The following is a 490-nucleotide window of genomic DNA, read 5'->3' as shown; positions in this document are numbered from 1 at the left end:
CGTTAAACCTACCCACACGACCAACATATCCTTTAATCTGGCCGCTAAGGCTCATCCCTAAATTAGCTTTAATTTTTTTTTCAGGTAGCGGGAATTCGGTTCCATGGAGCATCTCGAGCGATAAAGCATGGCTGGCTCCGGTATCCATTAAAAACCTTGCCTCAACGGTTTTACCACCAGGAACATCAACAGTAGCTAAAATATACGGTTTCTGATTCTGAATCTCAATGGGTATTTTTTTGCCGCGGTATTTAATTTTGGCATCGTGGTCGTAAATAATCAGCCTATTTTCACTATACCTTATATCAACAATAAAGCTGTTAAAAAAACTGAAGCCAAGCAAACCGTAAATTTTCAGTCCCAAATGCCCCGACAGGTTAAAGAGATCTTCTTTTAAGATTGCCGTTGGTATATTCTTAATGCTTGTACTGCCTACTTTAACATCCAGACTTTGGGAAACATAGGCTTCTACTGTTTCAATGCCCAAGCC

Annotated in this window: 1 pseudogene; it reads right to left on the bottom strand. The window is 40.2% G+C overall.

Features of this window, described 5'->3' with window-relative positions:
• Positions 1 to 490: pseudogene (locus AC1DND_RS29355) on the bottom strand (aspartyl protease family protein); the annotation flags it as partial.

It is taken from the genome of Pedobacter sp. 01N416, assembly GCF_056399685.1.
The sequence above is the reverse complement of the archived record's forward strand: the minus strand, read 5'-3'. Positions and strand labels throughout refer to the sequence as shown.